General features: G+C 39.1%; 26 protein-coding genes. 13 read left to right on the top strand and 13 right to left on the bottom strand.

Annotated elements, in window-relative coordinates; all coding sequences use genetic code 11:
• The first annotated feature begins 33 nt into the window (after nucleotides 1–33).
• Complete coding sequence (locus H0913_RS09545; RefSeq protein ID WP_181477150.1) at nucleotides 34–816, top strand: GNAT family N-acetyltransferase; 783 nt, start codon at nucleotides 34–36, stop codon at nucleotides 814–816.
• A 49-nt stretch (nucleotides 817–865) separates the two neighbouring features.
• Here H0913_RS09545 and H0913_RS09540 read toward each other — a convergent pair whose 3' ends face one another.
• Nucleotides 866–1795 carry an acyl-CoA thioester hydrolase/BAAT C-terminal domain-containing protein gene (locus H0913_RS09540; RefSeq protein ID WP_181477149.1) on the bottom strand — a complete coding sequence of 310 codons (930 nt, stop codon included), beginning with the start codon at nucleotides 1793–1795 and terminating at the stop codon, nucleotides 866–868.
• 522 nt (nucleotides 1796–2317) lie between these two features.
• On the opposite strand from H0913_RS09540, the gene H0913_RS09535 reads away from it, so the two are divergent.
• A complete protein-coding gene (locus tag H0913_RS09535) occupies nucleotides 2318–3106 on the top strand; it encodes a GNAT family N-acetyltransferase (RefSeq protein ID WP_154603829.1) in 789 nt (262 codons plus the stop codon).
• 70 nt (nucleotides 3107–3176) lie between these two features.
• Here H0913_RS09535 and ddlA read toward each other — a convergent pair whose 3' ends face one another.
• Both ddlA and H0913_RS09525 read right to left on the bottom strand, forming a co-directional pair.
• Entirely contained in the window at nucleotides 3177–4280 is a 1104-nt protein-coding gene (gene ddlA, locus H0913_RS09530) for a D-alanine--D-alanine ligase (protein ID WP_154603830.1), read from the bottom strand.
• Nucleotides 4281–4415: 135 nt separating this feature from the next.
• Nucleotides 4416–5291, bottom strand: coding sequence for a LysR substrate-binding domain-containing protein (locus tag H0913_RS09525; RefSeq protein WP_181477148.1), 876 nt, complete (start codon nucleotides 5289–5291; stop codon nucleotides 4416–4418).
• Nucleotides 5292–5493: 202 nt separating this feature from the next.
• On the opposite strand from H0913_RS09525, the gene H0913_RS09520 reads away from it, so the two are divergent.
• Nucleotides 5494–6117 (top strand): LysE family translocator, encoded by a 624-nt coding sequence (locus H0913_RS09520; protein ID WP_154638492.1) that lies wholly within the window; start codon nucleotides 5494–5496, stop codon nucleotides 6115–6117.
• Between the two features lie 6 nt (nucleotides 6118–6123).
• On the opposite strand, the gene H0913_RS09515 is transcribed toward H0913_RS09520, so the two are convergent.
• Together H0913_RS09515 and H0913_RS09510 are read right to left on the bottom strand one after the other, a co-directional pair.
• Nucleotides 6124–6603 carry an NUDIX hydrolase gene (locus H0913_RS09515; RefSeq protein ID WP_232368777.1) on the bottom strand — a complete coding sequence of 160 codons (480 nt, stop codon included), beginning with the start codon at nucleotides 6601–6603 and terminating at the stop codon, nucleotides 6124–6126.
• Between the two features lie 28 nt (nucleotides 6604–6631).
• The gene (locus H0913_RS09510) at nucleotides 6632–7969 is read right to left on the bottom strand and encodes a PLP-dependent aminotransferase family protein (RefSeq protein ID WP_181477147.1); all 1338 of its coding nucleotides are present in this window, start codon (nucleotides 7967–7969) and stop codon (nucleotides 6632–6634) included.
• 86 nt (nucleotides 7970–8055) lie between these two features.
• Between H0913_RS09510 and H0913_RS09505 the strand changes: the two genes are divergently transcribed.
• The 3 genes from H0913_RS09505 (at nucleotide 8056) to H0913_RS09495 (ending at nucleotide 13254) form a co-directional block, all read left to right on the top strand.
• The gene (locus H0913_RS09505) at nucleotides 8056–8967 is read left to right on the top strand and encodes a DMT family transporter (protein ID WP_181477146.1); all 912 of its coding nucleotides are present in this window, start codon (nucleotides 8056–8058) and stop codon (nucleotides 8965–8967) included.
• A 112-nt stretch (nucleotides 8968–9079) separates the two neighbouring features.
• Entirely contained in the window at nucleotides 9080–10171 is a 1092-nt protein-coding gene (locus H0913_RS09500; RefSeq protein ID WP_232368776.1) for an efflux RND transporter periplasmic adaptor subunit, read from the top strand.
• Nucleotides 10168–13254 (top strand): efflux RND transporter permease subunit, encoded by a 3087-nt coding sequence (locus H0913_RS09495; protein WP_181477145.1) that lies wholly within the window; start codon nucleotides 10168–10170, stop codon nucleotides 13252–13254. Before H0913_RS09500 ends, H0913_RS09495 begins: the two co-directional genes overlap by 4 nt.
• A 103-nt stretch (nucleotides 13255–13357) precedes the next feature.
• Here the strand turns inward: H0913_RS09495 and H0913_RS09490 are convergent, their stop codons facing one another.
• Nucleotides 13358–13957: a tetratricopeptide repeat protein gene (locus H0913_RS09490; RefSeq protein WP_181477144.1), complete on the bottom strand. Its 600-nt coding sequence runs from the start codon at nucleotides 13955–13957 to the stop codon at nucleotides 13358–13360.
• Between the two features lie 367 nt (nucleotides 13958–14324).
• Complete coding sequence (gene leuE / locus H0913_RS09485; protein ID WP_154603838.1) at nucleotides 14325–14966, bottom strand: leucine efflux protein LeuE; 642 nt, start codon at nucleotides 14964–14966, stop codon at nucleotides 14325–14327.
• 460 nt (nucleotides 14967–15426) lie between these two features.
• Here leuE and H0913_RS09480 point away from each other — a divergent pair, with 460 nt between their 5' ends.
• The 3 genes from H0913_RS09480 to H0913_RS09470 all read left to right on the top strand — a co-directional run bounded on the left by H0913_RS09480 (nucleotide 15427) and on the right by H0913_RS09470 (nucleotide 17008).
• Nucleotides 15427–16128: an AzlC family ABC transporter permease gene (locus tag H0913_RS09480; protein WP_154603839.1), complete on the top strand. Its 702-nt coding sequence runs from the start codon at nucleotides 15427–15429 to the stop codon at nucleotides 16126–16128.
• Nucleotides 16125–16439, top strand: coding sequence for an AzlD domain-containing protein (locus tag H0913_RS09475; RefSeq protein WP_154603840.1), 315 nt, complete (start codon nucleotides 16125–16127; stop codon nucleotides 16437–16439). The genes H0913_RS09480 and H0913_RS09475 overlap by 4 nt, the downstream gene beginning before the upstream one ends.
• Before the next feature lie 101 nt (nucleotides 16440–16540).
• On the top strand, nucleotides 16541–17008 hold the full coding sequence (locus tag H0913_RS09470) for a DUF1456 family protein (RefSeq protein ID WP_132495915.1): 468 nt from the start codon (nucleotides 16541–16543) through the stop codon (nucleotides 17006–17008).
• A gap of 57 nt (nucleotides 17009–17065) precedes the next feature.
• Here H0913_RS09470 and H0913_RS09465 read toward each other — a convergent pair whose 3' ends face one another.
• The 4 genes from H0913_RS09465 to H0913_RS09450 form a co-directional block, all read right to left on the bottom strand.
• Nucleotides 17066–17956, bottom strand: coding sequence for a LysR family transcriptional regulator (locus H0913_RS09465; RefSeq protein WP_181477143.1), 891 nt, complete (start codon nucleotides 17954–17956; stop codon nucleotides 17066–17068).
• Between the two features lie 44 nt (nucleotides 17957–18000).
• Nucleotides 18001–18960, bottom strand: coding sequence for an acetyl-CoA carboxylase carboxyl transferase subunit alpha (gene accA, locus H0913_RS09460; protein ID WP_181477142.1), 960 nt, complete (start codon nucleotides 18958–18960; stop codon nucleotides 18001–18003).
• Between the two features lie 101 nt (nucleotides 18961–19061).
• A complete protein-coding gene (locus tag H0913_RS09455; protein ID WP_181477141.1) occupies nucleotides 19062–19589 on the bottom strand; it encodes a GNAT family N-acetyltransferase in 528 nt (175 codons plus the stop codon).
• Nucleotides 19590–19607: 18 nt separating this feature from the next.
• The gene (locus H0913_RS09450; RefSeq protein ID WP_181477140.1) at nucleotides 19608–21074 is read right to left on the bottom strand and encodes an AMP nucleosidase; all 1467 of its coding nucleotides are present in this window, start codon (nucleotides 21072–21074) and stop codon (nucleotides 19608–19610) included.
• Between the two features lie 464 nt (nucleotides 21075–21538).
• Here H0913_RS09450 and H0913_RS09445 point away from each other — a divergent pair, with 464 nt between their 5' ends.
• Nucleotides 21539–21871: an MliC family protein gene (locus H0913_RS09445; RefSeq protein WP_132495912.1), complete on the top strand. Its 333-nt coding sequence runs from the start codon at nucleotides 21539–21541 to the stop codon at nucleotides 21869–21871.
• Nucleotides 21872–21949: 78 nt separating this feature from the next.
• Here the strand turns inward: H0913_RS09445 and H0913_RS09440 are convergent, their stop codons facing one another.
• Nucleotides 21950–22858: an AEC family transporter gene (locus tag H0913_RS09440; RefSeq protein ID WP_154603844.1), complete on the bottom strand. Its 909-nt coding sequence runs from the start codon at nucleotides 22856–22858 to the stop codon at nucleotides 21950–21952.
• Nucleotides 22859–23074: 216 nt separating this feature from the next.
• Here H0913_RS09440 and H0913_RS09435 point away from each other — a divergent pair, with 216 nt between their 5' ends.
• Nucleotides 23075–23614, top strand: coding sequence for an NADAR family protein (locus tag H0913_RS09435; protein ID WP_181477139.1), 540 nt, complete (start codon nucleotides 23075–23077; stop codon nucleotides 23612–23614).
• A gap of 59 nt (nucleotides 23615–23673) precedes the next feature.
• Here H0913_RS09435 and H0913_RS09430 read toward each other — a convergent pair whose 3' ends face one another.
• On the bottom strand, nucleotides 23674–24132 hold the full coding sequence (locus H0913_RS09430) for a GNAT family N-acetyltransferase (protein ID WP_154603846.1): 459 nt from the start codon (nucleotides 24130–24132) through the stop codon (nucleotides 23674–23676).
• Between the two features lie 102 nt (nucleotides 24133–24234).
• Between H0913_RS09430 and H0913_RS09425 the strand changes: the two genes are divergently transcribed.
• On the top strand, nucleotides 24235–25722 hold the full coding sequence (locus tag H0913_RS09425) for a PLP-dependent aminotransferase family protein (protein WP_181477138.1): 1488 nt from the start codon (nucleotides 24235–24237) through the stop codon (nucleotides 25720–25722).
• 95 nt (nucleotides 25723–25817) lie between these two features.
• Complete coding sequence (locus H0913_RS09420) at nucleotides 25818–26399, top strand: YebB family permuted papain-like enzyme (RefSeq protein WP_154638500.1); 582 nt, start codon at nucleotides 25818–25820, stop codon at nucleotides 26397–26399.
• The last annotated feature ends 236 nt before the right edge of the window (nucleotides 26400–26635 follow it).

Genomic DNA, 26635 nt, shown 5'->3' with positions numbered 1-26635 from the left:
AAACGTTCAGTTAATTTATTAGGACACCATGAAATGACTCACAACGAAGCATGTTTTTACTCATTAGAAGATATTTTTTGGTCTGCTATTTGCCTAAGGACTCATCATGTAGAGCCAAATACGTTTGCCTATTTTACTGAGCTAAAAACTCCCGCATTTAATTATATTTACTTGCATTCAGGAGCAACTATTGCTGGCTTTGAAGCGGCAAATACATTGTTTCAACAACAATCAAAACCCTATATTTTAGTTGTTCACACCGATGAATTACCCAAGTTTTCAAATTGTATACAACAACATGATCTTATTGATGATGGTGAATCAACAGCGATGGTCTTTGACCTTACGGGAAATGAACTCAAAACGGGAAATCAGTTACCAGATGGCTATCACATAAAGCTTAGCAATCATAATCTCTCTGACTGGTCGAAACCGCTTATTACTGCGTTTCCTGTAGTCAATGAACTTGATTGTGATAATGATGAATCCATCATTGATGAATATATTCGCTATCACCAGCGTGCGTTAGACAAGCAAACTAATATCATGCATTTTGTCTTATTTAATCAGCAGACCCCTGTATCATCACTAACACTCACGCTACACAATGACGTTGCGCGCTTAGATGATATTGGTACAGATATTGAATTCCAGAGACAAGGATTTGCCACGGCATTGATTAAACATGCCTTACAGGTTTGTCTTCAACATAAAATCAAGCAGTGTTATTTGGAAGCGTCTAGCGATGGTTTGTCGGTTTATCAAAAACTAGGTTTTAAACCGATTTTTAAATATCACAGCTACATTTCAGAATAGAATCCCTAAATACCCAACTAAGAATTCTTTAGCTGGGTATCTACACAACCTATTTTTTGATATTTAATTTTGTGTACCAATCCTGAATATCAGCGATAACAACTGCTGTCTGATTATTGTCCTGACTGTCTTTAAAATAGTGGTCTAATGTGGAATATGTTTTATACGTAATATTTGGGTTATTAACCTCACTCATCATTTTTTGTGAACCTTCCACGTCCACATTAATATCGGTGAGCGTTTGGATCACTAAATGGGGTTTACGAACACCTTGAAGTAGTTTTTTATTATCTATCGTTAAGGCTTCATACCACCAATTTTGCCCGTGATTACTGGGAAATTGGTCATCGTCTAAATGGTCATGCAAAACCGCATCTGCAAACTGGTTAAACCCTTCTATTGCACCTTGCGCTTCTTCAGCAGGTAAACTTTTATTAATGCTGTAAATCACATCATTAATAAAAAATTGTCCGCCACCATTTAGCGAAATAGCAGCATCAATAAAATCAACTTTAGACGCAATAATATTCGTCACTATCGCCCCTTCACTACCACCCAATATAACAATATGCTGATACTGATTTTTCAACTGGTTCAGCACAGCAATATAGTTATCCACTCTTTCAAAATAAGAGTCGCTCTTCATATATTCTACAGGGCAATCCTCTTCTAAGGCATTTGGATCATCTAGCCCCACATCAGGTGTTAAGCCTGTTTTTTCTACTAAAAGCACATCACTATTAGGTAATACTCCCCTAAAATTCTTAATCATATTTTGGTTATTAACGACACTTTTGCAGTCGGAGCCTTGGATTAATACCAATAATTCTTTAGAGGGGTTAGAGTCACTTTTAAGCAGGTAATAATGAGTCTCTTTGCCATCGTGTTTCAGTATTTGTCTATCAAAAGGATTTTCAGCTGATTCGGCAAACACTGAATAACTCACTAAACACAGGGCGGCTAATATAAATTTTTGCATTACCTAAACATAACCTCAGTCATCTTTTATTTTTCAAAAACAATACATTGAAAAATATAACGTTTACAACTCTATTTATCTTATTTACGTCACTCTATTTAGCATATTTATGCAGGTACGATCTCTTTATTTCTACTATCATAATGGAGAATTTCATAAGATAATCTCATTGAGTTACAAAGCTTTTTATAAATTTACATGACATTTTATAGAGTAAATGTGCAATGTAAGATAGCATTAAATGACAATCTATCTGCATATCGCACGAAACGCCTTAATTCATCTTTAAATTTACTTTATAGATATTGATTAATGACACTGAAAACGTTGCATAAGAGTGAGAGCTAAGGCCAAAGATAAGATGACAACTGCCGCAACGGTTGCTGATTTTAAAGGTTTAGTTATTATCAATAGATAGATCACAAAGGCTTTACTGCCAATAAGTTAACAAAATTTTACATGGGGTTAGATTTGTTATTTGCTCCATTTTGACTAACACATTTTGTATCAGGTAACTGACTAATGAATATACCGCTCTACTATTTACGACATTACCAATCGATCGAAAAGACGTTTTGGACTTCGATTTGTGAGCACAGTATCCAGATTGCACAACATACAATTTGTTATTTAACGCCATTAAATTCCCCGGCGTTCAATTTTATCTATCTGCAACCCGACTCTACTCATCATGCTTTTATGCAAGCATACAACCTGTTCGTATCGCAGAAAAAGAACCACACTTTGGTGATCCCCGAAGAGATGCTGCCAAAAGTCGTCAAAGATATTGAAGCACTTAACTATAAACGTGACAGCGTCACGACAGCCATGGCGCTAACTTTGTCGCAGCAAAAAGAAGTTGATTTGCCTGATAATCAGGTAGATATCGTGCTCGCAAACCATGATTTATCCCTTTGGGCTAAACCATTAGTTTCTGCGTTCTATCTTTCAGAAGAACACGATACGGTGATCCAAGAGTATGTTCGCTACCATGAAGATGCCCTGCAGCAAGGCGCACCACAGTTCCATTTCGTCTTATTGGTCAATGGAGAGCCCGCAACATCCATGACGGTCACCATTGAAGGCGAATTGGCGCGTTTCGACGATATCGGTACTGAACCTAAGTTTCAGGGTAAAGGTTATGCTTCTCAGCTTATTGATTATGCTCTCGCATTTTGTCGTCAACAACGAGTCGAACATTGCTTCTTAGATGCTTCAGAAGCAGGCTTTGATTTATATAAAAAATTTGGATTTGAGCCGTTATTCCGTTACATCAATTATGTTTGGTGTAATAAAAACGTTGTGAATTAATGCGTTAGCTTTAGCGTGATATTGCCGATAGCAGCCTGCTATCGGCAAAGTTTTCGAGAAATATCAGAGATTAAATGTCATCACAGGCTGTTTTTAATGCGGCTGTTTGCTGGAATTTTTCAATCCCAAGTTCAATTAAACGACTGATCAATTCTTGATAAGTCATACCGCCTTGTTGCCACAGTTTCGGGTACATACTGATATTAGTGAACCCCGGTAATGTGTTGATTTCATTAATCACAACATCATTTTTTTCAGTTAAAAATACATCAACACGAGACATACCGCTGCAGTTTAAAGCTTGATAAGCTTCAAGCGCAATTGTACGGATCTTTTCACTCACATCTTGCTCTAAATCCGCTGGAGCAACAACAGACGCGCCATTTTCATCAATGTATTTAGTGTGATATGCATAGAAGCTGTCATGCAGTACGATTTCACCGCATGGGCTAGCTAATGGATGTTCATTTCCAAGAACAGCACACTCGATTTCACGCCCTTTTACTGCGCTTTCAATCAGCACTTTTACGTCGAATAAGAATGCAAAATCTAATGCCGCGTTAAACTCGCTTTCATTATTAACTTTACTGATCCCAACCGATGAACCTTGGTTAGCTGGTTTAATAAATAATGGTAAGCCCAGTTTCTCAACCGTTGCAGCATAGCTTATTTCACCACGACCGCTTTTCAGCAGCGTAATAAATGGTGCAATGTGCAGCCCTGCATCCCTTAAAAGGCGTTTGGTGACATCTTTATCCATGCAAGCTGATGAGCCTAGAACACCCGGTCCAACAAACGGCAGATTCACCATACGCAGTAAACCTTGTAAAGAGCCATCTTCACCTAAATTACCGTGGACAATTGGGAAAATAACATCAATTTGCGGGAGAGGTTTAGCATCTTCTAAAGAAATGAATTGTTCACTTTGTTTGCCCGGAACAACGGCAATGCTGCGCTTTGGAGTATTTAACGCGATATGAGCGGGATCATCGCCATGTAACAGGAAGTTCGCTTCATCATACTCATGCCATTGCCCTTCTTTATTGATACCGATGAGACAAACATCAAACTTACTACGATCTAATCCATTAATAATATTTTTAGCTGATTGCAACGAAACTTCATGCTCAGTGGATTTACCACCAAAAATGACACCAACCCGAATTTTGCTCATTATTTACTCCAACATAAAGACATCAAAAACGATTCTGGGAAATATAGCACGCAGCGAAATAGTTAGGGCATAAAAACTTCACTACGCAAGTAGGTTCGGTGATTAAATAACCAAACCCTTAAAATTATACAAATTTTATGCCGATTGCTGAGTCAACAATAGGCTTTGATTCACGTTTGTTTCCAACCATTCCATAAAAATAGCTGCTGGGGTGTCTGCTTTTATTTCTTTAGGTGAAAGCAAGTAATATGCCGAACCATCTTCAATAAAACCTTCTGGAGCCATTAATTGTTGTGTGTTCATTTCATCAGCAACCATTAGGAACGATGCGATAGCAACACCCTGTCCTGCTAATGCAGCCTGCAAACACAGGTAGAAATGTTCGAAATTAATTTGTTTATTATGTTGTAAATTAATGCCACTACGGGTTTGCCATGTACGCCAAACATTTGGCCGTGAGGCCGGTACAAGCAAGTTCATCTCATTATAAGGCTGGCTATCATTTTTCTTGATGATACCCATCCATTCCGCGCATATTTTCTTCGCATAAATATTGTCATCCCACGTGAAATCATTACGGCGAAGAGCAAGATCAACTCCCGCCTTATTAAAATCAATCGGACCACCAGCGGCGATTAAATGCACGGTAATTTCAGGATATTGCTGATAAAAACTGGTTAAACGAGGGATCAACCATTTCATAGCGATGGTCGGCTCACACGATAAACTAACAACTCGGTTATGAGGACGCTGAGTAATTATTTCGACGGTATCAGAAAGTTGTTGGAATAAATGCGTCGTCGTTTGAAATAACAATTTACCTTCTTCTGTTAAAAAGATAGCTCGGTTACGTCGTTCAAACAGTAAAATCCCAAGATGCTCCTCAAGTAATTTTATCTGGCGGCTAATTGCACTGTGCGTTACATGCAGCTCTTGCGCGGCTTTAATAATACTTTCATAGCGTGCAGCAACATCAAAAAACCGTAACGATGTTAATGGAGGCAGTTTCATAGAATTGATGTCTTCATAAAATTAAGGGGCTTATAAAATGAGTAGCTTCACAATTAAATAGGTAATGAAAACTGACAGATTTCATTGAGAATAAATCGCTTTTCCTCTATTTACAATCTATTGATAATCAACAAATCAAGTTAATCAAATTTATTTTCCATCCAGAAATTAAGTCAGTTTTTATTACCATTAGGATCCCACTATGAATGAAATTATCGCTGTTGCCACCATCACTATTTTGGCGGTTATTAGCCCTGGTCCCGACTTCGCTATGGTCACCAGAAATAGCTACTCCTACGGCACCAAAACGGGTTTACTCAGCGCCCTTGGTATTGCTGCTGGAGTACAAGTTCATGTGCTGTATACCATTTTTGGCGTAACTCTAATCATTATGAGTTCCCCTACATTATTTATGACAGCCAAACTCCTTGGTGTCGCTTACTTGGTGTATATTGGTTTTAAATCCTTAACAAACAAAACAGCAATTAACGCCAGCGATGACCTTAATCCGGCATCAATACCCTCTTCATTTTCCGCATTTAAAATGGGTTTTTTAACTAATGCACTCAACCCTAAGACGATGTTTTTCGTTGTTTCGGTCTACACCCAAGTGATCCAAGCTGGTAACTCTCAATGGTTAAACTTCAGCTACGGATTATTTATTTCTTTTGCACATTGGGTTTGGTTTAGCTTAATTGCTCTATTCTTTGCAGCACCGTTGATTAGAAATAAAATCTTAAAATATCAATTCATTATGGATAGAGTTATCGGTGCCTTATTAATTATTCTGGGTATCTCTCTGCTCTTTTTTAATATTTCATCATGACTGAATTCATTTCGAATAAGTCGAACCATTTTGAAAATATTCATTCACCATAATGGCAAGCTCCACCACATCTTTAGGAAGATTTAAGTCATTCATTTTATTCAGAGAAACCCAATGAAAATCCGCATTGCATTGGGTTTCTTCGTCTATTAGCTCACAGAGATAAACCATATCGATATGCCAATGATCACCTTGGCGTTTATCTGCAATAAATTCTTTTAAAATAGCTAAGGGAATCGGTAAAGAAAACGTGCCTTCAGAATCGTTAACCTTAGCGTGTAACGGATAGCGACAATCAATCACTCGGCACCGTAAACCGGTTTCTTCAAACACTTCACGAACAACGGTATCTTGCGGCTCTTCATTCGGATCAATGTGGCCACCAGGCGGTAACCAAATACCTAGCTTAGGGTGCTCATGTAATAGAAACTCCCCACGAGCATTACAGATCATCGCTGTCGCAGTAAAATGTTTGATATGTTCCACTATTTTTATTCCTTCATACTTATCATCTTTATAAATCAATCAAATACAATACAACGCGCCTAATTGCTTCGATTGCCACTGCCAACTCTTCATGGGTTAAGGTGCTAATTGCTATTCTTAACGCCTGCGGTACCGCGTTTGATGTGCTGTAAGACTCCGCACTGCTAGTCGCGATATTTTGTTTTTTTAATTCACTGACCACTACATCTGCGCGCACACCTTCCGGTAAGGGTAGCCAAACAAAATAGCTGGCTGGATGCGCAATATAGGGTATATCCGTGAAAATTTTCTGGACTATTTTTTGCCGGATCTTTGCATCTCGCCGCTTATCTTTTTCAATGCTATCGACCTCACCTTTTTCGATCCAATCACAGAGAATAGCAGTGGTTATTGCCGGTGTATTCCATGTTGTAATTCGGATGATACGCTCGATATTTTCAATATATTGCTGGGGTGCCAGTACCGCACCGACACGTAAGCCAGTTGCAATATTCTTCGAAAAACCTGTTGTATAAAATGTAATTTCAGGTGCAAGCGTTGCTAATGGGACAACTGCTGGTCGCTGCAAAAAGGCATAAGACCCGTCTTCAATTAAGAAAAATTGGTGCTGCCTGGCTAAGTCCACCAGCTTTTTACGTTCCGATAAACTCATCACCCAACCTAGCGGATTATGCAGTGTCGGCATCGCATAGTAGGCTCGAATTGTTCTCTGTTGGCATAGCTTATCCAACGCTTGTAAGTTTGGACCATTTTCTGCCGTAGGCACGGATATAAGCTCTAAATGGTAGATTTTCGCTAGAGCTTTAAACCCCGGATAAGTTAAAGCATCGACGGCAATAATATCTCCAGGACTGAACATACCTAAAATAATGGTTGCTAAACCATGTTGCCCACCACTGACTAAAGCGACGGTATCTGCCGTTGCATGAGTTAATCCACGCTGTTTTAAGTATTTAGCGACTGTCTGCCTTTCATGCTCTCGCCCTGTATGCTGTTGATAATAAAGAATTCCTTCCAAATCACCCCCAACCGCTATTTCCCGTAACGATTCCCGTAATAGTTTGGTTTGTTCTTTCGCAATCGGATAACTGAAATTCAGGTCTAATGTATTTTTAGCGACATCTTGCTCAATACTTAACTTGGGCAATAGATTGATATCTCGAACAAAGGTACCTCGCCCAGTTTCCCCGATGATCAAGCCCCGCTCAATAAGCTCTCGATATACTCGCGAAGCTGTGACTAAAGAAACTCCCGATTTTTCCGCAAAATGGCGATGTGTTGGTAAACGAGCGCCCGCTTTCAATTCGCCACTCATGATCTGCGCTGAAAGCAAGTCAACATACTGCTTATAACGATTCTGAGTCATGAAATTGTACCTATGACAATTTTTTGATTGTCATGATTATGTCGATTAGCTTAGCAAAACTCAATTACAAATAATAACGGTCAATTATGAATCAAAGTAAATCATTAATATCGCACGGTGCTTCCATAACGACTCCCTCTCATACCACTCGTGGTTGGATCAGTGGCTTTATTGGCGTTGCTATTTTTAGTGGCTCACTTCCCGCAACCAAACTTGCTATCAGTGGATTTTCACCCGATTATTTGACCATTCTGCGGGCTACCATCGCTGGGATTTTGGCTCTGATTGTTTTGATAGTTCTACGCCAAAAAATTCCAGCAAGACAAAATTTGATTCCTCTTTTTATCGTGACATTTGGTGTGGTACTTGGCTTTCCATTCTTAACTGCGGTGGCATTGCAGTACATTAGCTCATCTCACTCCATTGTATATTTAGGACTGCTTCCTTTGTCTACCGCTTTATTTGGCGTTTTACGAGCAGGCGAGCGCCCTCGCAAATTGTTCTGGTTGTTTTCAGTCATGGGAAGTTTATTTGTAATCGGCTTCGCAATTCTTCAAGGAGCCACTCACGCATGGCAAGGTGACTTATATATGGTCATTGCTGTGATTGTCTGTGGATTGGGCTACGCAGAAGGCGCGGTACTTTCAAAATCATTAGGGAGCTGGCAGGTCATTTGCTGGGCGTTGGTTCTAGCGTTACCCATCATGTTGATATTCAGTATTTTGCGCTTACCATCAACGTTTTCTACTGTTCCATTTGAAGCATGGATGGGCCTAGGTTATGTCTCTCTATTTAGTATGCTAATTGGTTTCTTTTTTTGGTACCGAGGGCTTGCTGAAGGCGGAATTTCGGGCGTTAGTCAATTGCAGCTATTACAACCATTTATTGGTTTAGTGCTTTCTGCTTGGCTGCTTAATGAAACAGTTAATAGCATCATGATCATGTCTACGCTTGGTGTCATTTTGTGTGTTGCAGGTTCAAAACGTTTTTCACGTTAGGTATTGAAATAACTAACCTTAACGGAAAATTAAGGTTTAACTTTGGTTTATGGTAATGCTGAGGCGATTTCATTAATTTACCCTCAATATCACGATTAGGGTTTATCGGTTTATGAAACGTCTTAGTATTACCTCTTTGTTATTCTACATGCTGTTTATATCGCTAGTTTCTCTTTCTGAAACCATGCGATTGAATGTGACTTCGCCTAAACAAACACCCTATGTGGAAACGTTGACCTTACCGGGCACATTCGTTGCAAAAAATGAGATTGCGATCGGCTCACCTTTGCAGCAACAAATGGTGATTGATGTACTGGTTGAAGAAGGTCAATGGGTTGAGAAGGACCAACTACTGGCTATATTAGAATCCCCACTCCAAAATGCATCTGTAAGTCAGTTACAAGCTGAAACTGAAAAAGCCACAGCCTATATTAAGCAGCAAAAAGCCGTGGCAGAACAGGCGCAGAAAGAACTCTCTCGCCTTGCACCTCTCGCTAAAACTGGGGTTATTTCTGCTAATGATTTTGAAAAAGCAAAATCTGAGTCTGTAGCGGCGAATGCGCTATTGGAAGCTAATAAAGCGGAACTTCGCCAACTGCAAGCACAGCTTGCCAAAGAAAAAAGTCAGCAAGATAAATCACGGATCGTTGCGCCCATTTCTGGCGTTATTAGTGAGCGCCATGCTATCCGAGGAATGCTAACAGATAACCAATTACTGTTTAAAATCATTGAAGATGGTGAAATTGAATTTGATGCTTTAGCGCATATTTCAGAATTAAAACGTTTATCAAATCTGACGTCTATTCAATTAAAAACGCCTAATAATCAGCAAATAGCAGGAAAATTACGTTACTTAGCGCCAAAAGTAGATCCTATTTCACAACAAGGAAAAGTTCGTATCTCTCTTGCTGAAAATAAAGACAATCTGCAAGCCGGAGAATCAGGTACAGCGATTATTTCCAATTTAGAAAAACTGCAAACTACGCTCCCATACAGTGCCATTCGAACATTAGATAATGGTGAACGAGTTATTTTTACTGTCGTTGATAATAAAGTGAAGCAGCAAAAAATAACGACCGGAAAAATTCATGATGGCCGTATCGAGATTTTGTCCCCTATTTCGCCTGATACCGTTGTTGTCACCAATGCCCAAGCCTTTTTAACTGAAAATGATACTGTGACCCCAGTCAAGGATAGTCAATGAAACTCCAGCTATCTTCATGGGCAATCACACGCCCTATTCCTACTATCGTTATGTTCTTAGCGCTCACGATTGCGGGTATATTTTCTTTTAATCAATTGCCTGTTACTGCAAACCCGGTAGTTAATTTTCCAATAGTCACAGTGACCATTACGCAAGATGGCTCATCCCCAACGGAAATGGAAAACGCCATCACGAAACCCGTTGAACGTGCGGTCTCTGGTATTCCAGGGATCCGCCATATTACCTCAACCATCACAGAAGGCATTTCCACCACCACCGTTGAATTTGATTTAACCGTGGATGCCTATATTGCAACCAATGATATTCGTGAACAAATCGCACAAATCCGCAGTGATTTACCGCAAACGATTGATGAACCATTAATTAACCGTATTGATATCGAAGGCGGTGCAATATTACGTTACGCCGTTTCATCAGATAGCCAATCCCTTGCCGATTTATCTTGGTTTATTGATGATACAGTCAGTAAACAGTTAATTACGGCCCACGGAGTACAAAAAGTCAGTCGCCTTGGTGGTGCTGATAGCGTTATTCGCATCGAGCCAGATGCCGATAAACTTGCAGCATTACGATTGTCTATTCTGAGCATTAATGAATTACTCAGAAGCGTGCATCAAAATTCCGCGGGTGGTTCGTCTAAATATAATAACCTACAACATACGATTCGGATTTTAGGTGAAAAAAAGGATGTTGATGAAATTAAAGATATCCAATTGCCTATTGGTAATCAGCAGTGGATTAAGCTCGGGGATATTGCTGCAATTTATCAAGGACAAAAAACAGCCAAAACTATTTCGCAATTAAATGGTAAAGATGTAGTTGGCTTTGCCGTATTTCGCGCTAAAGGCTCCAGTGATACCGAGGTAGCAAATAATGTTGAACATGAGCTTGCACAATTAAAACTGAAACACCCTGATATTTCTATTCAGCTTGTTTCATCAACCGTGAAATATACAGAATCAAGCTACCATTTAACGATCCAAACTTTATTAGAAGGTGCGTTTTTAACCGTTATCATTGTCTTCTTCTTTTTAAAAAGTTGGCGAGCTACCTTAGTCGCGGCGATTGCATTACCTTTATCTATTCTTCCCACCTTTTTGGTATTGGCAATATTTGGCTATTCACTTAATAGTATGACACTGCTTGCATTGACATTAGTCATCGGTATTTTGGTCGATGATGCCATTGTCGAAATTGAGAATATTCAAAAATACATAGAGCGAGGTGAGCGCCCTTATTTAGCAGCTTTAAAAGCCTCGGACGCGATAGGTTTTGCCATTGTCGCCATCACACTCACTATTGTAGCGGTATTCTTACCCGTCAGTTTTATTGGCGGCTTTGTTGGTAAATACTTTGTGCCTTTTGGTATTACCGTTTCCGCGGCTGTTTTATCTTCATTACTAGTCGCCCGATTAGTCACGCCATTAATGGCAGCCTATGTCTTATTACCCGCAAAAAAGAAATCGGCCGAACATTCTGTACCTAACTGGATCAATCGATATTCTCAATTGTTAGTGATGACATTGAAACATCGCAAACTCGCCCTTTCATTCGCATTTATATTTTTGATTGGTTCAATCTCCAGTATTACTTATCTGCCTATTGGCTTTATGCCTGAAGGCGATATTAGTGTTAGCCAGATTGAAGTGGAATTACCGCCGGGAACCCCTGTCGAAGAAACTCAAAACGCGGTTAGGAATATGGCTGAACAATTGAAGTCACGTACTGAAATAAAGTCAATCTATACCATTGCGGGGATCAGTGATGACGCCGATGGAATCGCTCAGCATAAAGGTCAAATAATTCTGACACTAACAGACCCAAATGAACGTGAAATGTCACAAAAACAGTTTGAAAACTCAATTTCGCATCTATTACAACAAACTCCAGATGCACGCTATACCTTCAGTAATAGCGAAGGAAATAAAGAATTTTCATTAACCTTTACAGGAGCTGATCCCAAAGAGCTAGAAATTCAAATGCATAAGCTACGCGATGCAATTGCCAACGTAAATGGCATTAATAATGTGCGTGTTGTTAAACCACTTTTACGTAAAGAGCTGATTATCTCCCCTGACCTGCAAGATTTAGGAAGAACTGCAGTTAATGTAGAAGAAATCGCCAATACATTAAGAGTGGCTACAATGGGAGAATCAAACTCTCGCAGCGCTAAGTTTAATTTACCGGATAGGCAATTAACGTTACAGGTTGTTTTACCTGACAATCAAAAAAATGACGTAAGCGCGTTGCGTAATCTCTATATTCGTAGTGGTAATGATTTAACTGTGCCACTTAAATCCGTTGCTAGCATTAATTTTAGCGATGGACCATCACAGATTGACCGCATAAATCGTGCCAGAAAAATGTCTATTGAAGGTAATTTAGATGGGTTATCACTTGGCGAAGCATTGGAACACGCTGTCGAACTTCCTGAATATCAATCACTACCAAAAAGTATTGAGCCATTAGAGTATGGTGATATGGAGTTCATGCTCGACATGTTTGAACGTTTTAGTACGACAATGCTTTTCAGTGTACTGCTGGTATTCGCCATACTCATTATTCTGTTTAAAGATTTTATGCAACCTATAACGATTTTGGTGGCACTACCATTCTCTATCGGGGGAGCCATTATCGCCTTAGTGTTATATGGTGCGATGATAGATCTTCCTGTCATTATCGGTATTTTAATGTTGATGGGGATCGTCACCAAAAACTCGATACTTTTGGTAGAGTTTATTCTTGAAAAAGAACGAGCCGGTTTAAATCGACAACAAGCTATTATCGAAGCAGGTCAGGAGCGAATTCGTCCAATTATTATGACTACTTTTGCCATGATTGCAGGAATGATCCCCCTCGTGCTCACAACGGGAGCCGATGCAGGATTTAGGGCGCCAATGGCAGTTGCAGTTATCGGGGGGTTAATGAGCTCAACGGTACTCAGCTTACTGTTTGTTCCCGTTATTTATAGCTTGATGGATGATTTGAAAAAGAAAACATTACCACTATTGGCAAAATGTACCTCCGTCACTCAATCTGATAGAGATGTAAAACGCTGGTAGGAATAATTACGATAATAAGAATAACTGCAATAATTTGGCTCTCCATACAAGCAATGGAGAGCCAATAACGAGATGTTTTTAATAATTGTGCTTGAAAGCTAACTTACCCTATTAACTTACTGTTTTTTAGTTTTACAGCCGTTTGATACCAGTGCTTATTATAATTCTGTGCTGCCTTGGGTAAAAGTGAATAGGTTTTAATCACTTCATCAATTAATGGCATCGCTTCAATCACTCGTTTTTGTTCAAATAAAAACTCAGCGTAAGCAACCTTGTATTCAATATGATCACGATGACTTAATAAGGCACGAAACTCATTATCAGCTTCTGTAACCAACCCTAAGCGTACTAAAGAACGAGCATATAAAAAATGCCCCGCATTCGAGTTGAACGTTGGATTTTTTTCACACAATAAGTCTAGCGTCTCTTTACAACGCGCGTATTCCCCCACTTCATACAGTGCATCCGCATATTTCAACATAATATCCGGTGAATACTGATTAATTCCTTGCAGTGATTCTTGATAGTATTTAATCGCATTTTGATAGTCACCTTTATCGGTATATGCATCAGCTAGTGTTACACAGCTATTCGTGGTCGGATTTAATTCATACTCTTTTAGAGCTTGATTAATGCTTTTATTGGGTGCTAATTGTTTTTTAATCGCTTTTTCTAATTTATATCCATGGCGAGAATAGCGCATAGCCGGCATCCAAACGACCAGCGCATAAACAACCGAACCCAAGATTGGGAAAACAAATAAAATGAACAACCAATAAGAGTTTTGATTACTCTTTATTGAATGGACAGCGAAATAAATCGCAGGAATAAAATAGATTAATAATCCCAGAATGTGCATAACAACCTCAATGAATATCAACTCGATGGTTTTGGGCCGTACTCATACTTCCTTGTACAGCGGCTTGCTTAGTCGTGACTAAATTAGCACCATGATGACAGGCATCACTCTGAAGGCAAACAGGAAAAAACCTGAAAAGATAAATTAGAAACAAAAAAATAGCTGGCACATTCGCCAGCTATTCTATGATAAAAATTTATAAATCAATAAATTAGGCTGTTAATGCTAATTTCGCACCGAACATTAAAAAGACGGCACCAATACAACTATTTGAAAATTTTGATAGTTTTTTATTGTGTTTTACCATGTTGGTCACTGCAACAGCACCAAATATCAGCATTGATAGATAAAACATGCTGCATGCTTCTAATATCACGCCGAGCACAAAAAACGGCACCCCTGCACTTGGGTACGCTGGATCAATAAATTGAATGAAGAATGAAACATAAAAAATGATCATTTTTGGATTTAGCAAACTTAAAAAGACAGCTTTCTTATAAGTCCCTTTTGTTTCTAATATGATCCCATCAACGTCTGCTGCAGATTCTTTTTTATGCAATACTGAGTATAACGTTTTAATACCTAAGTAAAATAGATAGGCAGCACCTGCATATTTGATCACGCTAAAGAATATAGGAGACGTTTTGACTAAAGACGCAACACCTAAAAATGATAAAAAAATGAGCAATGCATCACCAGTAAATACACCAAGTGCTGCTTTATAACCATTTTTTACACCATATTTTGCACTACTCGTTAAAACAAATAGAGAATTAGGGCCTGGTACCAATGTAATAAAAATCACACCGATAAGATAAGTCCATAAGTTTGTAATACCTAAATTTTCAAGCATAATAAACCCGCTAACTCAATAAAAGTTATAACAATTAATTCACATTATTGCTTAATGGATACTATGATACACACCTTTTATTTTTAATAAAAGATATCACCATTAACAGATCTATATATGAAATATAAATCTAGTTATTTGCTGTATAACTAGCCATTTGTATAGATTTATACATTGAAAATTGAAATTAAATTTCAATCAAAATCACTTAATCAGCAGCACGCTAAAAATATTTTTTAAATGATATAAAACTTCATAAATTAAATAAAAGTAAGTTATTAATGCTAATTAAAGCTTGTAGGTAGAGATAGTGATTTGTTCCACATTTCACGATATAACAATGGATGCCTACAGCGTATCGAATAATGATTTTTACTCTAAATACCTGTAGTTAAATCAACATTGTCTCTCTTTAAACTTTTATTTAATGAATGACATTTCAACATACAGGTGCACATCGATGTCGTCTCAACAACCAAAGCCATGGCAGCGCGCAATGATGGATGGAGCTGTCCACACATTACCCTTAAATCTTGCAGTTATTCCGTGGGGGATTCTTGCGGGTTCCATGGCCATTGAAACAGGGCTTTCTTTTTGGCAAAGCATCGCAATGTCCGCCATGGTTTTTGCAGGCGCAGCTCAGTTAGTCACTCTAGGTTTGCTCAATTCAGGAGCTGGCTATATTACGATTGTGATTTCTGTTTTCTTTATTACATCGCAGCATCTTTTATATGGGTTAACCATGCGTCCTCACGTAAAAGATTTCACGACACCACAACGTTTAAGCATTGGCTTTCTATTAACTGATGAGCTATTCGCCATTAGTGCAGCCAAGCGACAAGCACTCAGCTTTGCCTATTTATTTGGTGCGGGGTTTAGTTTCTATCTTGTGTGGTTAGTCACCAGCCTATGCGGCATTGTGATGGCAAATTTGGTGGGTGATTTAAGTAAATTACATTTAGATTTCTCAGTTGTCGCGACACTATTAGCCATTGTCGTTCCACTCACTAAAAAAATAAGTACCGCCTGTGGTGTTTTATTTTCACTAATTACTGCGATTGCCCTATCGATGTATTCGATCAGTAGTGCAATTGTAATTGCCGGCGTTGGTGGGATGTTTGTTTCTGTTGGTGTCTCTCGTTTATTAAGGGAAGAAAAATGATCTGGATTTTAATTATCAGTTTAACGGCTGTTGTTTTCTCTCTGCGTTATATTTTTCTGATCCCTCAATTACCAATACGATTACCATTAATTGTACGCCAAGCACTCAGTTATTCTGCGCCTTGTTTGCTTACTGCAATTTGTGCCCCTGTCATTTTATTAGAAAATCATGAATTACGCAGTTTCCCTGATAATCCTTATCTCTGGGGAGCGCTATTTTGCGTTGTAGCAGCATTTTTACTGAAAAATATGCTGGTCACTGTCGGATTAACTTTAGTCTTTTTCTATGGACTTATTTACTTTATGGGTTAACCAATAATTTATAAAGCATCGGTAGCCGCCTTTGCTTTATAATAACGTTTCATGGCTAATATAAGCCTGTTTTTTAATCGATCCGTTGGATAATTAACCCCATGCTAAATAATTACGTTTTACGAAGTGTTCGTTATATGTTGGATTTGAGCGATGCTCAGATGGTTGAAATCGTAAAACTTGCAGACTTTTCAGTCACAAAAGAAGAAATGAGCCTTTGGCTAAAGAAAGATACCGATCCAGACTACGTTGAATGTAGCGACCTTGTACTCGGTCACTTTCTTAACGGATTGATTTATCATCGCCGTGGCAAAGATGAAAGTCGCCCAGCACCAGAAGTTGAAGATAGAATCAATAACAATATTATTTTCAAAAAATTGCGTGTTGCCTTTGAACTGAAAGACGTTGATTTACTGGATATCTACCAATCTGTTGATTTCCGAGTTTCAAAGCCAGAATTAAGTGCTATTTTCCGTAACCCAGAACATAAAAATTATCGTGAATGTGGCGACCAACTATTACGTTACCTATTAAAAGGCTTAACGTTGCGCCTACGCGGAAATAAATAGTTCAGACCACCATAATGTTTACGAACATTATGGCATTAGGCTGATAGCAATATCAGCCTAGATATTTTTCAGTAAGTAACTCAAAAAGGTATCAACTTTCGGCGAAAGTGAACGTTTTGAGGCGTAAACCGCGCGTAACTCAATCGGCGCTGGATACATATCATCAAAACTGACTTCCACCAACGTTCCCGCTTGAATTGCATTTTGGCATCCCTCTTTTGATAGAATAGCGAATCCCAATCCATTGAGTGCCGCCGCACTGGCAAGAATGCCGCTATTCACACGGTACTGACTGTTTATACTGACTTTTTTTAACTGACCATGATGCGTACTAAAAACCCATGGTTGCCCTTGCAGCGCACTAAAACTCGTGATACAGGGCATCATACTGAGCTCATCTACGGTACTGGGTAGCCCCTGTTTTTCAATTAACTGCGGGGCTGCAACGACAACACTCTCCCAAGATTTAACTAATTTTGAGTGGTAGCTACTATCCATTAACGCTCCGCGATGAAAAGTTAGCAATAAATCCACTTCATCACTAATAACATCTAAAGGCGCTAGTTGCGTATCACAATGAATGGCAAGGCTCGGATGGGCAAGCGCAAATTGAGCCAGTAAATCTGCAAATAATACACTGCCAGATTCACTTGGAATCGTTAGCCGCAAAGTACCACTTAATATTTCTGAGGCGCTAATTTTTTGCAAGGTTTCATTTAATTCTAAATACAGTTTTTGGCTCTTATTTAATAATAAAGTACCTTGCTCAGTTAAGCGCATTTTCCGTGTAGTTCGTTCAATCAATCGGCAATTAAGTTGAGTTTCAAGCTGCTTAATTTGCCGACTCACATTTGATGTTGGCATCGAAAGTTGTTTTGCTGCATTAGCAAAACTTCCCTGTGTGGCCACCGCAACAAATACTTTCAGTAAATTAAGATCTACAGACATAATACAGCCTAATTTTAGTGTTCATTAATGCCTCACTAATAACATTAGCAGTAGCCAATTGCCATTATTTTTTGGTAGCGCTGCTCCAATAATGTATCCTGATCTAATGCACTCAGCTCGCTTAAATCGTGAATAAGTTGCTGCTTAAGATATTGTGCAGCTAATGCATAATTTCGATGTGCTCCACCTAACGGCTCAGGAATAATCGTGTCGATAATTCCTAGCGCTTTTAGTCTCGGCGCGGTCATTCCCATCACCTCAGCCGCAACTTGCGCTTTTTGGGAATCTTTCCATAAAATAGAGGCGCAGCCTTCTGGAGAAATTGCAGCGTATGTACTGTATTCCAGCATATTAATTCTATCACCCACTCCGATTCCTAGAGCGCCTCCAGAACAACCTTCTCCGGTGATCACACAAATAATTGGCGTTGTTAGGCAAGACATTTCCTGAATATTGCGCGCAATTGCCTCTGCTTGCCCACGTTCTTCAGCGCCAACGCCTGGGTAAGCCCCTGCAGAATCAATGAATGTAATAACCGGCAGTTTAAATCGCTCCGCCATTTTCATTAATCGAAGTGCTTTTCGATATCCTTCAGGGGATGGCATTCCAAAATTACGTTTTACTTTTTCCTTCGTATCCCGCCCTTTTTGTTGCCCCATTACCATAACTGGGCGACCGTCTAAACGCGCTAATCCCCCCACTAACGCTTTGTCATCAGCAAATGCTCTATCCCCCGCTAATTCCTGAAACTCAGTAAATATAAGAGAAATATAGTCCAGTGTGTAAGGACGCATTGGATGACGAGCTAATTGCACAATTTCCCATGCACCTAAAGAAGAGAAAATATTCTCCGTGAGGGATTGGCATTTCTTTTCTAATAATTGGATCTCCTCATCAAGCTTTAGTTCTGATGGATGACCCTTTTGCTTAAAGGCATTTAATGCTTCGATTTTTTCATGAAGCTCAATAATGGGTTTTTCGAATGCAAGAAAGTGGCTAGACATAGTGACCTTAAAATCGACCAAATAATTTTAAGAGTCTACTGAGAGGAACAATCCTATTCTATAAACAAGAATAGGATTAATAGTTATCAAAAGTGGGATAATTAAGACTGGGTAAGATTTTTACGTAACAATACCGAGATGCTGCCGTTCATAAACACCTCTTTATCTTGCGTATACCCTAACTTTTCAGCGACACGCAGTGACGGTATATTTTGAGGCCCTATAAAGCAGATACTTTCTTGGTGTTTTTGCTCCGCGATCAGCCAAGACAATGCAGCTTGCATCGCCTCCGTCGCGTAACCTTTACCTTGATATTCAGGCGCAATCACCCATCCCGCTTCAGGAATACCTTTAACGTGGGGTTCAACAATGCGATGAAAATCGGCAAACCCAAGATCTCCCACATAATTTCCTGTCGCTTTTTCTCTCACCGCCCAATAACCAAACCCGAGTAGAGGCCAAAGTCCGCCATATGCGAGCATACGCATCCATGATTCGCGCTCCGTTGAAGGAACACCGCCAATATGCTGAACCATTGAGCGTTGTCCCCATAACTGCGAAAGTGCTGAAAAATCACTAACCTCATGTTTTGCTAAAATTAATCTATCTGTTTCAAGTTTAGGGATCACGTATTCCCCTCCTCTAGATTATCTAAATGGCGGCTCATCGAATGTTCTTAATTTTCGGGAATGCAGCTTATCACCTTCTTGTCGTAGCAGGTCAATGGCACGGATCCCAATTTGTAGATGCTCCGATATTGCGCCTTCATAAAAACTGTTTGCTTGTCCTGGAAGTTTGATTTCTCCGTGAATCGGTTTATCAGATACACAGAGTAATGTGCCATAAGGGACACGGAAACGGTAACCTTGTGCGGCAATTGTGGCACTTTCCATATCCACCGCAACGGCTCGGCTGAGGCTGAATCTGCGGGCGGTTGCAAAAAACCTTAACTCCCAGTTACGATCATCCGTTGTGACCACCGTTCCGGTACGTAAACGCTGTTTAACGAGCTCACCAGGCATATTACTCACCTGTTTAGTAGCGTCATATAGCGCCCGTTGAACTTCAGCAATACTTGGAATAGGAATATCTGGTGGTAATACATCATCTAAAATATGGTCATCACGTAAATAGGCATGTGCTAAAACATAGTCACCAATTTTTTGGCTTTCTCGTAGCCCGCCACAGTGACCAATCATTAACCACGCATGAGGGCGCAATACCGCTAAATGGTCGCAAATGTTTTTCGCGTTTGCTGGACCAACGCCAATATTCACTAATGTAATTCCTGCCCCATCACGTGCAATCAGATGATATGCAGGCATTTGAAATTTTTTCCACGTTAAATCGGATGTGGCAAATTGCGGATCGGCATTTTCAGCGGTTAAATAGTTATGCCCTACACAAGATAATGCGATATAGCGGCTTTCTGGATCACGAATTTGCTCACAGGCCCAATTCACAAACTCATCAACATAGCGGTTATAGTTGGTAAACAAAATATAAGGCTGAACGTGCTCTGGTGGTGTTCCCGTATAATGTTTTAGTCGCGCTAAAGAGAAATCAACACGGAGTGCATCAAAGTGGGATAATGGCATATCATCCGTCACATGATACAAACCATCCGTAATATCATCACTGATATGAGAGAGATCGGTAATAGGAAAATGAGCAGCCAGACTGCTACTCATACTTCTATCAAGAATTAAATCTGAACCATCGATAACGAATGGATATGGAATTTCAGTTTTAGACGGACGAACTGCAAAAGATACGTCATAGTCTTGTTGAAAAATGGTTAATTGCTCAACGAGGTAAGCTCGAAACAAGTCAGGTTGAGTCACAGTAATACTGTAATCTCCCCGTTTCACAAAACGGGCATAAGCTCGCGTTTTTTCACAATGATCAACCTTTCCTTCCCAAGTTACACACAACTCAGGGTAGGCAAACAACCCATTTTCTCGGGCGTTAGCATCGGGTAACGTTCCATTTTCAACATAGGTTGCAATGGCATTTCTCAAGGCTTCAATGGCATTTGAATAGAGTAATGAGAGTGTTTCGATTGTCTCTTCTATAGAAAGATTTTCATATTTTCGGCATTGTTCCAAAGACACGCTTAACTCCTTATCAAATGACGTAAATTTTACGCCTTCAGTGTATGTTATTCATCGAATACTCACAAGAAATTGCATTTAATCCTTGAAAATTTAATAAGTTAAAATCTTATTTTATTCTATTTATTATTTAGTTGTTTTTACCTATTGCTAATCTTGTACTTCATTGAATATAGAAAATATATATAATTAAATTAATTTTAAGATAACGCTTATGGATTATTTAATAGCCCTTAAGCCAGCGTTAGTCCCTTTGTTAGCAATATAAAATAAACATCTTGAAATATTTATATCGTTACTTATGAAGGGGATGAAAATAAAATTAAGAATATTATTAAATTTAATCAAATAGTGATTAAATGTTTATGCAATTATATTTAAAAGTAATACTATATCGCTGTAGCTTATGGTTTCAATGTTTATGACCGCTGGTATAAATACTTAAAAGGTATTAAGGAAATCCAATGAAAAAAACGCTTTTAGTTTCTTCTATCGCTGCATTATCAATTTTGGCTGCATCTTCATCTGCATTTGCAGCTAAAACACAAACCTATAACTGTGATGGACAAAAAATTAAAGTTTCTTTTCCTAATCAAGATACAGCAGTGATGCTTTACAGCGATGAACTGATTTTACTGAAAAGCAAAGAAGCCGCGAGCGGCGCTCGCTATGTTGGTGAAAACTTCCAACTATGGAGCAGCAAAGCAGGCTTAAACTTAGCCACTATTTCTGAAGATGATGCTGTTAATAATCGTATTTCTGACGACAAAGGTCGTGATTGTAAACTGGTTAAATAATTGCATATCTAACTGCACATAATCGTAAAAAGCAGCATCGTAATTATTATGATGCTGCTTTTTTATATAAAAATAATCTTATTGGGTAATTAATGTTAAAACTAGCGGCAATGTAATAACGGCAAGAATAGTTTGGAAAGTAATAATCCCTGCCATTAATTGGCTATCTCCATTAAGCTGCTTAGTTAAAATATAGGACGTTGGTGCGGTAGGTATAGAAAAAAAGATCACCAAAAGCACACTTTCTAATGTTGGTAATTCAAATAAATAAGCCGTAAATGAGGCTAGAACTGGCATAGCAAGCAAGCGAAACAATGTTGAAACCATAATAGGTTTAAATTCTTTTCTGAGTGTTGCTGTTTGCAGTGCCCCACCAATACAAATTAACCCTAAAGGTAAACTGGCTGCAGCCAACAATTTTAAAAATTGATCAGACCCAAATGGTAAACCTATTGGTAATAAATTTAATAATATTCCGATGATACAAGAAATAATTAATGGGTTTTTAGCAATAGGCATGATCAATTGCTTTAATGTCACTTTCTTCCCTGCACTTAACGACAGTACCGCAATGACATTACAGCTGGGAACCAAAATCGCCATTATCACTGCTGAAATCGCAATCCCTTCTGATCCAAAAAGATCCGCAACAATCGCCAACCCTAAATAAGTATTAAAACGAATAATCCCTTGAATGTGTGCCCCAAATCGTGGAATGGGTATTTTAAATAAATATTTATTTATCACGACAAGCAGTGAGCTTACAGCAAGAATGAAAAAAATGGCGCAGGCAAGATAGGGTAATTTGGGATTATTGAGTGGCGCACTCGCTAAACTGTTTATTAATAATGCAGGGAATAAAACAAAGTAATTGAGTTTTTCTGCGCTAGGCCAAAAATCGGCAGAAAATAGTGCTGTTCTACGTAAAACAAAACCCATTGCGATGAGAGCAAACAACGGCCACAACACGAGTAAGATCTTTTCCATGATTAAGAAATTCTTGTTTTTCAAACCATTATGAATTGATAAATGTGACTATATCGTTAAAATCAATGAGATGTTAGTTAAAAAAAGCGATGTAGGTAGATACCTTTCCAGAGTGTGAGCTTTATTCAAAAATAGAGTGCAGGTTATTCCGATAGCCAACACATTTATTTATCGTTACTCTCACTAAATCTCATTATTATTTTTCAAGTTAGTCCTATGGATATAAAAAATCTTTGTAAGCTCTACCGAACAGGTAAAAAATTTAAATATGTCTTTTTCTGGGGACATCAATCCAAACAACAGCAAGTCACGAAAAGCTGTTTTAGCCAATGGTACCCTGCTCCTTTTATCGTTGATGGTAACCGTTTCGCCAGTGCCGAACATTTTATGATGGCAGAAAAAGCGCGTTTATTTGGCGATAGTGAAATTCTGCAAAAAATTATCAATGCTCCGAATCCTGGGGCTGCAAAAGCCTATGGACGAGAAGTTCGTGGTTTTAAGCAAGATATCTGGGATGTAAACCGATTTGATATTGTTGTAAAAGCTAATTTAGCCAAATTTTCTCAAAATGATGCGCTAAAGCAGTTCTTATTGGCAACAAATGAGCGTGTCCTCGTGGAAGCGAGCCCTGTCGATAAAATATGGGGAATTGGCTTAGCGGAAGATGCGGAGAATATTGAAAACCCACTCACGTGGAAAGGCTTAAACTTATTGGGCTTTGCATTAATGGAAGTACGGACACAATTAGCCAATTAAGATTTTCAGTACAAATATCCCGCTGTTAAAAAGCAGCGGGACTTCATATTAAATATCCATTATAGCGGCATTCTATATTCAATAACGCCCGGTTTTTCTGCTACCCAATTGTATAGCTTTTGTCCGCGTAAATTGGTTTCTTGGGTATGCCAATATAAACGTCCACATTGTTTCTGCTGTGCTTGTTGCTGAACAAACTCAATTAATTGTTTTCCCACATGGCGACCACGAACTTCAGGGGTCACATAGAGATCTTCTAAATAACAAAAATCATTTTCTGCCCAAGTGGAACGGTGGTAAAGATAGTTAACAAAACCAACCACTTTGTTCCCTTCCAACGCGACAGCACAGTGCATTGGTTCTTTTTCATCGAAGAAACGCGCCCATGCTTTTAATGTAATTTCTTCGCTTAAATCCACTTGATAAAATTTTTGATACTCCAACCAATAAACTAACCATTCTGGGTAGTGCTCAGGGGAAACAAACTCAATAGATACCGGTAGTTCTGCATTATTCATAATAACCCTTCCATTTGTAGACATATAACTGAATGAGGTTATAGTACAGAGCTATCTGGTACTGTATAAGATACACTTTTGTTATTTATTTAGGATCCACTTATGAGAAGAAAGCAGCAAGCTCAGTTCCCACTGTTATTGATTGAACAGGGTCGAATTAATGAAGGGGTTTACCATACGATCCGTAATGCAATATTGGATGGACGAATTGCTGCTGGCCTAAAATTACCTTCGACTCGGGCGCTAGCTGAGATGATGTCAATCTCTCGTAACTCGGTAATTGCAGGGTTTGAACGCTTAATCGATGAAGGTTATTTATACTCAAAGCAAGGCTCTGGAACCTATGTTTCTGCACAAATTCCTGATGAATTAGTTCGTCCAATTAGCACCAAACAAGCGGTTTCCCAACAAGAAAACCCTGCACTTTATCTGAACCCCATATTGAATAACCTTCAGCCACTCTGGGAACAGTCTCGCCCAAATACCAATAAGCGCTCAATATTTAACATTGGCGTTGGTTGTGTTGATCAGTTTCCCCATGACCTATGGGGGCGACTATTAGGGCGAGTTTGGCGAAAATCCAAGCATGATATCACGCACTATAATCACCCTGATGGCTATATACCACTCAAAAAATTGCTGGCTGATTATGTGCGTTCAACCCGTGGCGTTCATTGTCATGAAAAACAAATTATTATCGTCAATGGAACCCAACAGGCGATAAATTTGGCGGCAAAAGTTTTATTAAAACAAAATGATACTGTTTGGCTCGATGACCCTGGTTATGACAGTGCTCGTGCTATTTTAACCGCTGCTGGAGCCAATATTTCACCAATCCCCTCCGATAATGAAGGAATGAATATTGAATATGCAGCTGCACACCATGGTGATGCCAAATTAATTTACACCACGCCATCCCATCAATTTCCACTTGGAACAACCTTAAGCTTACCCCGCCGCCTCGCATTATTAGATTGGGCGCAACAGAATAATGCTTGGATATTTGAGGATGACTACAACAGCGAGTTTCGTTTTTTATCCAAACCGATCCAAGCTTTGCAAGGGCTGGATAATCATCAACGCGTTATTTATGCCGGCACATTTTCCAAAATGATGTATCCCGGTTTTCGCCTTGGATTTTTAATTGTGCCAGAAAGTCTGAGTGACGCTTTTACGATGATGAAATATTACAGTGACAGCCATTGTAGTTATTTAGAACAAGCCGCTTTAGCCCAGTTTATTCAAGAAGGTCATTACGCGAGACATATTCGAAAGATCCGCAAAATTTGTTATGAACGCCAAACTGTTTTTTGCCAATCTATCAATCAATATCTCCCGCATATTTTTACTGCACAGATGAATGATTCAGGGATCCATACCGTCTGCTTGGTGAAAAAAGGCTATAGCTTAGAGATTATCCTAGATCAGTGTCGTAACCTTGGTTTTGGAGCTCAACCTCTATCTCGTTATTGCATTAGCAGTCAAAATAATGATGCCATTCTATTTGGATATGCCGCCCATACCGAGCTCGAAATCGTCCAAAATATTCAGTTATTAAGTGAGGCATTGGCGAAAATATACCCGAGTTAAACAGAAATGATATTCGCCGCTATTCTGATTGCCGACGGTATTGAACGGCTTATAAGATGACCTCAATGCAATTTTTCACCCTATTGAGGTGTACTATGACAAAAATAAATTACCCTTATGAACTAGAAGTCGGCGACATTGTTTTCACCAGTATCGGCACTGAAGTTTTTCGCCAAATCGCATCTGCATCAAAGTGTTGGAGTAACCATGTAGGCATGATCATCGGCCATGATGGTGACGACTATTTAGTCGCAGAAAGCCGCATTCCTTTATCGACCACCACCACATTATCCCGTTTTATTGCCCGCTCATCTGAGCATCGTTACAGTGTGCGTCGCTTATCCACACATTTAACCGAGGCACAAAAACAAGCATTAGTGACTCAAGTTTTCCCCCGCTTAAATAAGTTTTATCACACCGGGTTTAAATATGATTCATCACGCCAATTTTGCTCAAAGTTTGTGTTCGACATTTACCAATCTGCTTTATCTATTCGTATTGGTGAAATTGAAACTTTCCAAGAATTATTAACAAAAAATCCGAATGCCAAATTAAAATTCTGGAAGCTGTGGTTTATTGGTTCCATTCCTTGGGAACGCACGACTGTCACCCCAGCCAGCTTATGGCACCATCCAGAGCTTTCTTTGGTGTACCGTAGTCACGAAGATATTCATTAATTTCTCACTTTAACAACCGATTGATTGACTCTGCCTACACTGATAAAGAGCCCTGTTCCACAGGGCTTTAGCTAATAACCCAACGTTTTTAGGAGTAACTTCAACGCTATCTTCACGCTATTTTTTGACTCTCATCCTTCATCAAAATACCCTCCTACCCATACACCGATTTTTATGCCCATTCGTTTGTTCAAAACGCAATTAATGGATGAGCGCGTTCAGTAAAAGGATTGAGG

It is taken from the genome of Providencia rettgeri (assembly GCF_013702265.1).
In the GTDB taxonomy this organism is placed as follows: Bacteria; Pseudomonadota; Gammaproteobacteria; order Enterobacterales; family Enterobacteriaceae; genus Providencia; species Providencia zhijiangensis.
The sequence above is the reverse complement of the archived record's forward strand: the minus strand, read 5'-3'. Positions and strand labels throughout refer to the sequence as shown.